The sequence below is a fragment of the Devosia sp. genome, assembly GCF_034675085.1.
Taxonomy (GTDB): domain Bacteria; phylum Pseudomonadota; class Alphaproteobacteria; order Rhizobiales; family Devosiaceae; genus Devosia.
In genome coordinates, this window is the sequence record NZ_JAUCDN010000145.1 from 1 (window position 1) to 8212 (window position 8212).

Annotated in this window: 10 protein-coding genes; 1 reads left to right on the forward strand and 9 read right to left on the reverse strand. The window is 63.0% G+C overall.

Annotation, left to right across the window (positions count from 1 at the left end; all coding sequences use genetic code 11):
* From VDP82_RS10465 to rpoZ, 9 genes are all read right to left on the reverse strand, one after another.
* Positions 1-269: DoxX family protein (locus VDP82_RS10465; RefSeq protein ID WP_323014791.1), on the reverse strand; the 269-nt coding region annotated here is incomplete at its 3' end.
* 60 nt (positions 270-329) lie between these two features.
* Positions 330-1037 (reverse strand): DNA repair protein RecO, encoded by a 708-nt coding sequence (recO, locus tag VDP82_RS10470; protein WP_323014792.1) that lies wholly within the window; start codon positions 1035-1037, stop codon positions 330-332.
* A gap of 13 nt (positions 1038-1050) precedes the next feature.
* The gene (gene era / locus VDP82_RS10475; RefSeq protein WP_323014793.1) at positions 1051-1974 is read right to left on the reverse strand and encodes a GTPase Era; all 924 of its coding nucleotides are present in this window, start codon (positions 1972-1974) and stop codon (positions 1051-1053) included.
* A complete protein-coding gene (rnc, locus tag VDP82_RS10480) occupies positions 1971-2678 on the reverse strand; it encodes a ribonuclease III (protein WP_323014794.1) in 708 nt (235 codons plus the stop codon). The genes era and rnc overlap by 4 nt, the downstream gene beginning before the upstream one ends.
* Positions 2675-3469 carry a signal peptidase I gene (gene lepB, locus VDP82_RS10485; protein ID WP_323014795.1) on the reverse strand — a complete coding sequence of 265 codons (795 nt, stop codon included), beginning with the start codon at positions 3467-3469 and terminating at the stop codon, positions 2675-2677. The genes rnc and lepB overlap by 4 nt, the downstream gene beginning before the upstream one ends.
* 134 nt (positions 3470-3603) lie before the next feature.
* Complete coding sequence (gene acpS, locus VDP82_RS10490) at positions 3604-4011, reverse strand: holo-ACP synthase (protein WP_323014796.1); 408 nt, start codon at positions 4009-4011, stop codon at positions 3604-3606.
* Complete coding sequence (gene pyrE, locus VDP82_RS10495; protein WP_323014800.1) at positions 4008-4601, reverse strand: orotate phosphoribosyltransferase; 594 nt, start codon at positions 4599-4601, stop codon at positions 4008-4010. Before pyrE ends, acpS begins: the two co-directional genes overlap by 4 nt.
* Positions 4588-6876, reverse strand: coding sequence for a bifunctional (p)ppGpp synthetase/guanosine-3',5'-bis(diphosphate) 3'-pyrophosphohydrolase (locus tag VDP82_RS10500; RefSeq protein ID WP_323014797.1), 2289 nt, complete (start codon positions 6874-6876; stop codon positions 4588-4590). Before VDP82_RS10500 ends, pyrE begins: the two co-directional genes overlap by 14 nt.
* 115 nt (positions 6877-6991) lie before the next feature.
* The gene (gene rpoZ, locus VDP82_RS10505) at positions 6992-7360 is read right to left on the reverse strand and encodes a DNA-directed RNA polymerase subunit omega (protein ID WP_323014798.1); all 369 of its coding nucleotides are present in this window, start codon (positions 7358-7360) and stop codon (positions 6992-6994) included.
* A 250-nt stretch (positions 7361-7610) separates the two neighbouring features.
* Between rpoZ and VDP82_RS10510 the strand changes: the two genes are divergently transcribed.
* Complete coding sequence (locus VDP82_RS10510; protein WP_323014799.1) at positions 7611-8159, forward strand: NYN domain-containing protein; 549 nt, start codon at positions 7611-7613, stop codon at positions 8157-8159.
* Positions 8160-8212 lie beyond the last annotated feature (53 nt).

Sequence of the window (8212 nt, forward strand, 5' to 3'; positions counted from 1 at the left end):
GCGGCGATATGGGCCGAAAACGCCAGGATCAGGTGATAGAAGAAGCCGGCATAGGCCAGTTGCGCCAGCCAGACCGGCCGGCGAACGAGCACGGCAAGAATGCCGGCGATTTTGACGAAGATCATCATCGTCACCAGATAGGCTGGATAGCCCACACCGGCATAGCCGGCGGCCGAGGCAGCCGGATCGGAAATGTAGTTATACACGCTCAAGCCATAGAAGGCGCAGAAGGCCAGAGTGCTGACCCAGTAAACCACCTTAGCGACCATGTGAGTCTCCTTTGCTCGGGAGGGAAATGATAAACCCGCTCAAGATATTAGCAAGTTCCCTCACACGGCGGCGCAGAGCAGCCCGATCAGCGCATCGCGCATGGGCGGAGGATCGACATGGCGGGCGCTCCACACATGGGCGTGGAGGAAATGCCCGCTGAGGCGGAAGGCGGCGGCCAGGTCGTCGGGGCCCGCATTGCCCCGGCGGAAGAGGAAGCTGGGCAGCGGCAGCAGCCGGTCGAGATAGGGCGCGGCAGCGGGGCGGGAGACGGCGCGGCCCGATTTGGGCGACACATGGGTCAAATCCTGCGTCGTGCCGGTGGCGGCGCAGCGTTCCAGGTCCAGCCCGAAGCCCAGTTCCTCGAGCAGGGCCAACTCGAACCGGGCCAACGCCACGCCGTCCGGCGGATTGTCGATCAGGCCGAGCGCCATGCCCAGGAGTCGGTCCTGCGGGTCGCGCTCGGGTAGGAGCCGCAGATGCTCGCACACCACCTGGCTGAGATAGAGCCGCGTGCGGTCGGCGATCAGCGCGGCGGCGCGCGCTTGCAACAATTCAACGGTGAACAGGCCCAGATGCTCTTCGAGCCGGGCCCGCCAGGTCAACTGCACCGTGTTTCCCGGCTGCAAGGTCGCCGCCAGCCGGCTCGACCGGCCCCCGCGCACCAGCCCCAGGCAGCGCCCTCGCCCCGCCACCATCGCCTCGGCAATAACCCCGGCCTCGCCATGCCGGCGCACGCCGATCAGCAGGGCTTCACCGGTCCATTCCATGGCCTATGCCGCGTCACTTCTTTCCATGCGGGAAATCCAGCCCCATCTCGCGATAGCGCTCGGGGTCGTCGGCCCATTTCTCGCGCACCTTGACGAAAAGGAAGAGGTGGATGGGCACTTCGTACATTTCCATCAATTCCCTGCGCGCCTCGGCGCCGATGGCCTTGATGGTCTGCCCGCCCGCGCCCAGCACGATCTTCTTGTGGCTGTCGCGGCTGACATAGACCACCTGGTCGATCTTGTAGGAACCGTCCTTCTGGATCTTGAAGCTCTCGGTTTCCACCGTCGTATTATAGGGGATTTCGTCGTGGACGCGCAGGAACAGCTTTTCGCGCGTGATCTCGGCCGCCGTGATCGCCATGGTGAGGTCGGTCAGGTGGTCCTCGGGGAAGTGCCAGGGCCCGGGCGGGATATGCTTGACGCACCAATCGATGAAATCGGTGACGCCGTGGCCCTTGAGCGCCGAAAGCATGAAGGTGGCCTCGAAGCGCAGGCGCTCATTGATGGTCTGGGAGAGGGCCAGCAGGCTCTCGGGCTTGACCGCATCGATCTTGTTGAGAATGAGCACGCGCGGCTGGCGGATGTTTTCCAACCCTTCCAGCAGCGTTTCGATATCGGGGGTCAGGCCCCTTTCCGCGTCGACGATCAGCGCGACAAGGTCGGCATCCCCTGCCCCGGTCCAGGCGCTGTCGACCATGGCGCGGTCGAGCCGGCGCTTGGGCGCGAAAATGCCGGGCGTGTCGATGAACACCAGTTGCGCCTGGTCGAGCGTCAGCACGCCCCGCACCTGGCTGCGCGTGGTCTGCGCCTTGTGGGTGACGATGGAGACCTTGGTGCCCACCAGCGCGTTGAGCAGGGTGGACTTGCCGGCATTGGGCGCGCCGACAAGGGCGATGAAGCCGCAGGAGGTGTCGGCCAGTTCGGCGGGTGTGTTCATTTGCGTTCCTTCCACACCTTCTGGGCGACGAGAAAGAGCTCGGCGGCCTTGTGCTCGGCGATCTTCTTGGAGGGGCCAGTGGCGCTGAGAGTCGGAAAATCGCCCAGCGTCACGGTGATGGTGAATTCGGGCGCGTGGTCGGGACCGCGCCGGTCGGTCTGGCTATAGGTGGGCGGTTCGAGCCCGCGCGCCTGCGCCCATTCCTGCAAGGTGGTCTTGGCGTCGGCCTTGTTGGCCTGGCCATCGGCCAGGAATTCCTCGAACAGGCGCTCGACGAACTGATAGGCCTTCTCAAGCCCGCCATCGAGAAAGATGGCGCCAATCACCGCCTCGGTGACGTCGCCCAGAATGGCGTCCTTGTCGGCGCCGCCGGTACGCGCCTCGCTGTCGCCCAGATTGAGCTCGCTGCCCAGATCGAGCGTTCGGGCGATGAGCGCGCAGGTTTCCTTGCGCACCAGCGTGTTGAGCGTGCGGCTCAATTCGCCCTCATTGGCCTTGGGATAGCGGGCATAGAGCATGTCCGCCACGACGAGGCCCAACACCCGGTCGCCCAGAAATTCCAGACGCTGATAGGATTGCTCGACGCGCCTGGCGGGCGAAACGGCGCTGGAATGGGTCAGCGCGCGATCGAGCAATCCCGGATCGGCGAAACGATAGCCCAGCCGGAATTGCAGCTTTTCGGAATCACGCGCGCCACGTTTCATCGATCGATGGTCTGGAACATGCGGTCCCAGCGCACATTGGCTGGCCACTGCCAGAGCTGCCAGGGCGGAATATTGTCCTTGATGGAGAAGAAGCGCGCCTCGGCCTTGGCGATGAGGTTGACCGCCGGCACATAGCCCACCTGGCTGAGCACGCGGCTGTCGGCGGAGCGGTCGCGATTGTCGCCCATCATGAAATAATGGCCGGCGGGGACGACATATTCGGCGGTGTTGTCGAGCCCGCCATTGTCGGAGATTTCCTGGATGATGTGGCTGGTGCCCTCGGGGAAGGTTTCCCGATACACCGTCACCTCCACCGAGCGCCCCTCGCTGTCGGTGTCGATGGTTTTGCCGATCTCCTCGCGCTCGACCATGGTGCCGTTGATATAGAGGCGCCCTTCTTTCATCTGGATGGTGTCGCCGGGCATGCCGACGATGCGCTTGATATATTCGATGTCCTGCGGAACCGGACGAAACACGGCGACATCGCCCCGCGCCGGCAGGCTGCCGAAGATGCGGTTGGCAATGGGCAGCTCGAAATCGAGCGCGGTGAAATTGCCATAGCGCCCCAGCGAGAAGGAATGCTTGCCGTAGCCCCAGATCCATTTGTTGGCGACGAAATAGTCGCCGATCATCAGCGTCTGCTGCATGGAGGCGGTGGGGATGGAAAAGGGCTGGTAGAGGAAGGAGCGGAGCACGATGGCGATCAGCAGCGCCTGCACCACCACCACGATGGTTTCGACCAGTTCACCGGTCATGGTCTTCTTGGCAGGTTTATCGGCGGGCTGGCTCATGGATTTCCCCGGAAAAGGCGGTGCCGCAGCGTTAGAGGGCCAGCGCAAGGAAAGCAACAACCAGGGCGGGCGATTCAGGTTCTGGCCGGCGATCCTAGCGGAAATTCCGGCCGATTTTCAGCATCAAGTTTTGCTTATCGCCCGGCGATGGGCAGCGCCTCGATGATGACGAAGGCCTGGGCGAGCCCGGCATCGTCGGTGATGGTGAGGTGGATATGGGGTTCGTGGCCGGGCGGCACAAGCCGGGCCAGCGCCCGCGCCGCGCCATTGGTCAGCTGCATGGTGGGCTTGCCCGAGGGCAGGTTCACCACCCCCATGTCGCGCCAATAGACGCCCCAGCTCAGCCCCGTCCCCAGCGCCTTTGAGCAGGCTTCCTTGGCGGCGAAGCGCTTGGCATAGGACGCGGCGCGCTGGGCACGGCGGTCGGATTTCCTGCGCTCGATCTCGGTGAAGCAACGCTGGGTGAAGCGCTCGCCGAACCGGGCCAGAGTTTCCTCCACGCGGTGGATCTGAATGAGGTCGGAGCCAAGGCCGATGATCACTTGACCCCCTGAATGCCGCGGCTCCCCGGCTTGACGGGGGGTATGGCGGCGAGTTCGGGGGGAAGCGCGTCAGCAGGATAGGCCGGGACCTTGTACTGGATGAGGCTCACCAGCGGCACGCCGACATCTGCCTCGCCTCCGGAGCGGTCGATGAGGCAGGCGGCGGCCACCACATTGGCGCCGATGGCGCGCAGGGCCTCGACGCATTCGCGGATGGAGAGGCCGGTGGAGACGATGTCCTCCACCACCACCACCTTGTCCTCGGGGGCGATCTCGAAGCCGCGGCGCAATTCGAAGCGGCCATCGACCCGCTCGGTGTAAAGCGCCGGCACATCGAGGTGACGGGCCGTCTCATAGCCGGGGATAATGCCGCCAATGGCCGGAGAGACCACCTTGGTCACATCGCCGAAGCCATCGGCATGGATCTTTTCGGCCAGCGCCCTGCACAGCTTTTCGGTCTGGCGGGCATATTGGAAGACGCGCGCCTTTTGCAGGAAGACCGGCGAGCGCAGCCCGGAGGAGAGGATGAAATGGCCCTCCAGCATGGCGCCGCATTCGCGGAAAATGGCCAGAACCTCATCTTGCGTCATCATTGAACCTCCGGTCGACCTTGCCGTCCCATTCGAGGGTGGAAATCATGCCCGCCTCGCGAATGCCGGCACGCTGCACGGCGCTGAGGCCGGGACTGCGCTTGAGCGTTGCCAGAACATCGGTGAGTTGCGCAAGGTCGCGCACCTCGATTTCGAAAATCATCTGGTGAAAGTCGGGCGAAATCATCCGCATCACCAGATTGTTGATATTGGCCTCACAGGCGGCGATTGCCGATGAGATTTGCGCCAGCGAGCCGGGCTTGTTGACCGATTCCATGGTGATGACGGTGGGATACAGCTTGTCCTCGCCACCGACGAGGTTCCAGCGCACGTCTACCCAGGCCACGTCGCTGTCGTGCTTGTCGATCAGGGCGTCGGAATGGATGGGATAGACCATCAGTGGCGCATCGGGCTGAAGGATGCCCACGAGGCGGTCGCCGGGCACCACGCCCTCCCCCGACACCGTGACCGGCATGTGGAAATCGAGCTGGGCCAGCGCCGTCTTGGCGCGGGGGCCCGATTTCTGCCCGCCCGGCACGCGGAAGCGGAAGAGATCGGTGGCGCGCAAAGCGAACCAGCCATCGGCGGTGTTGGCGACAGGCAGGTCGAGCTTGCGCCGGCGCTTGCGCAGCCCCTTGAGCTGGGCCAGCGCCGCCGCCAGGGGATCGGAGCCGATCTTGCCCTCGCCCACCGCGATCAGCAGGTCGCGCCGGCTGGGCATGGCCAGGGCTTCGGCCAGCGCCTTGGCCTCGCTCTCGTCCAGCATGACGCCTTCGCGCTCCAGCATCATGTTGAGCACGTGCTCGCCCAGCGCGAAGGCGCGCTGCACCCCCGCATGGCGTACGGCGCGCCGGATAGCGGCGCGGGCCTTGCCGGTGGCGGCGATTCCGAGCCAGTTGAGCGGGGGCATGTGGTTCTGATCGCGGATGATTTCCACTTCGTCGCCGCTGCGCAATTGCGTCACCAGCGGCAGGATCGAGCCGTTGATCTTGGCGCCCACGCAGGTGTCGCCGATGTCGGTATGCAGCGCATAGGCGAAATCGATGGGCGTCGCGCCGCGCGGCAGGGCGATCAGGCGCCCGCGCGGGGTGAAGCAGAACACCTGGTCCTGGAACAGTTCCAGCTTGGTGTATTCGAGAAAATCCTCGGTGGAGGAATTGCCGGTGGTCAGGTGACTGATGGTCTGGCGCAGCGAGCCATAGGCCTGCGATTCCATCTCGATACGGCCCAGATTGGCCGAGGCGCCATCCTTGTAGAGGGCATGGGCGGCAATACCGAACTCGGCAATGCGATCCATCTCCTCGGTGCGGATCTGCAATTCCACGCGCTGCCGGCCGGGGCCGACAATGGTGGTGTGGATCGACTGGTAGTCATTGTGCTTGGGAACCGAGATGTAGTCCTTGAAGCGCCCCGGCACGACCTTCCACTTGGTATGGACCACGCCCACGGTGCGGTAGCATTCCTCCACCGAGCCGACGATGACGCGGAAGCCGATCATGTCCGAGAGCTGTTCGAGGGCGATCGACTTGCGCTCGATCTTGGAGAAGATCGAATAGGGCGACTTCACCCGCGCCTTGACGCGCGCGACGATGCCTTCGGCTTCCAGCCGCTCGGTCAGCTCCGCCGAAATGCTGGCGATCACTTCACGATAATTGGCCTGCATTTCGGCGAGGCGCGCGGTGATCGCGGCGTGGTGATCGGGCTGGAGAATGCGGAAGGAGAGGTCTTCCAGCTCGCTGCGCATGTCCTGCATGCCCATGCGCCCGGCCAGCGGGGCATAGATGTCCATGGTTTCCTGGGCGATGCGCTGCCGCTTTTCGGGCGGCATGTATTCGAGCGTGCGCATATTGTGCAGGCGGTCGGCGAGCTTGACCAGCAGCACCCGCACATCCTGGCTGATGGCCAGCAGCAGCTTGCGCAGATTTTCGGCCTGCGCCTCCTCGCGCGAAACCAGATTGAGCCTGTCGATCTTGGTCAGGCCATCGACGATCGCGCCGATCTCGGCGCCGAAAAGCTGGTCGATCTCGGCGCGAGTGGCGTCGGTATCCTCAATGGTGTCGTGCAAAAGGCCCACGGCGATAGAGGCGTCGTCGAGCTTGAGCTCGGTGAGAATGGCCGCCACTTCCAGGGGATGGTTGAAATAGGGGTCCCCCGAGGCGCGCTTTTGCGAGCCATGCTTCTGCATGGCGTAGACATAGGCCTTGTTCAACAATTGCTCGTCGACGTTCGGGTTATAGGCCTGAACGCGTTCGACAAGCTCGTACTGACGCATCATGGGATTAGCCGTTCGCTCGAGGGATCGAGCTTAACGCCTGCAACGGAAATGAAAAGAGCGCCCGACGCGGGGCCGGACGCTCTTTTCATATAAGCTTATAAAGGGTTGACGCAACTCAGTCGTCGCGGCGCTCCGGCGGCGCGAGGCTTTCGATGCCGCGCAGGAGTTCTTCTTCGCTGATGGTGTCGAAGCTGATCGAATCGTCGTCGCCGGCATTTTCCACCAGCGGCGCGGCCTGGCCTTCGGGCTCGTCGACCTCGACATATTTCTGCAGCGAATGGATCAGGTCCTCGCGCAGATCCTCGGGCGAAATGGCGCCGTCGCCGATTTCACGCAGCGCCACCACGGGATTCTTGTCGTTGTCGCGCGCGACAGTGATCTGCGCACCCGACGAAATCATGCGCGCGCGGTGGGCGGCCATGAGAACCAGATCGAAGCGATTGTCGACCTTTTCAATGCAGTCTTCAACGGTGACGCGTGCCACGAACGTCTCCAAAATTTATGGAATTGAGCGCTTCATTACACCAAGACCGCTCGCGGCACAAGGTTTGCATCATGATGAGTCCCATTCCCTGCCCTGTGACGGTTTGACCGGCTTGCCGGGCCGAATGAAACATGCGAATAGCGCAACAAAGCGCGTTTTATTGATATTTCTGGATGGCTATTTGGACGTCTCTTACAGTCCGCGCAATATAGCCCCGGTGATTGGCGCTCCATGTTTTGGGGATATTGGTATGGCAATCGACCCTCGGGAAAAGGTTGCGCTGTTCATTGACGGCGCCAATCTCTACGCCACCTCGAAGGCCATCGGCATCGATATCGATTATCGCCGGCTGCTGGCGGAATTCGGCAGCAAGGCGTTTCTATTGCGCGCCAATTATTATACGGCGCTGGTCGAGGACCAGGAATATTCATCCATTCGCCCGTTGATCGACTGGCTCGATTATAATGGATTCAACGTCGTCACCAAGCCAGCCAAGGAATTCACCGACGCAACTGGCCGGCGCAAGGTGAAGGGCAATATGGATATCGAATTGTGCGTGGACGCGCTGGAGCTGGCGCCCCATTTCGATCACATGGTGCTGTTTTCCGGCGATGGCGACTTCACCGCTCTGGTGGCCTCGCTTCAGCGCCGGGGCAAGCGGGTGACCGTGGTATCCACCTTGCAGACGCCGACGCCGATGATTTCGGACGATCTGCGCCGCCAGGCCGATTTCTTCCTCGACGTGGCCGACCTGGCCAAGACGGTAGGCCGCCCGGCACAGAAGCCGGCGGAAGCCTAGAGCGTTTCCAGGAAAAGTGGATACCGGTTTTCCGGTTCGGAAACGCGATAAAA

Excerpts from the sequence above, each read along its gene's own strand:
- VDP82_RS10510 (WP_323014799.1), top strand. The coding sequence starts at position 7,611 with ATGGCAATCGACCCTCGGGAAAAGGTTGCGCTGTTCATTGACGGCGCC.
- VDP82_RS10500 (WP_323014797.1), bottom strand. The coding sequence starts at position 6,876 with ATGATGCGTCAGTACGAGCTTGTCGAACGCGTTCAGGCCTATAACCCG.
- lepB (WP_323014795.1), bottom strand. The coding sequence starts at position 3,469 with ATGAGCCAGCCCGCCGATAAACCTGCCAAGAAGACCATGACCGGTGAA.
- recO (WP_323014792.1), bottom strand. The coding sequence starts at position 1,037 with ATGGAATGGACCGGTGAAGCCCTGCTGATCGGCGTGCGCCGGCATGGC.
- pyrE (WP_323014800.1), bottom strand. The coding sequence starts at position 4,601 with ATGACGCAAGATGAGGTTCTGGCCATTTTCCGCGAATGCGGCGCCATG.
- rnc (WP_323014794.1), bottom strand. The coding sequence starts at position 2,678 with ATGAAACGTGGCGCGCGTGATTCCGAAAAGCTGCAATTCCGGCTGGGC.
- era (WP_323014793.1), bottom strand. The coding sequence starts at position 1,974 with ATGAACACACCCGCCGAACTGGCCGACACCTCCTGCGGCTTCATCGCC.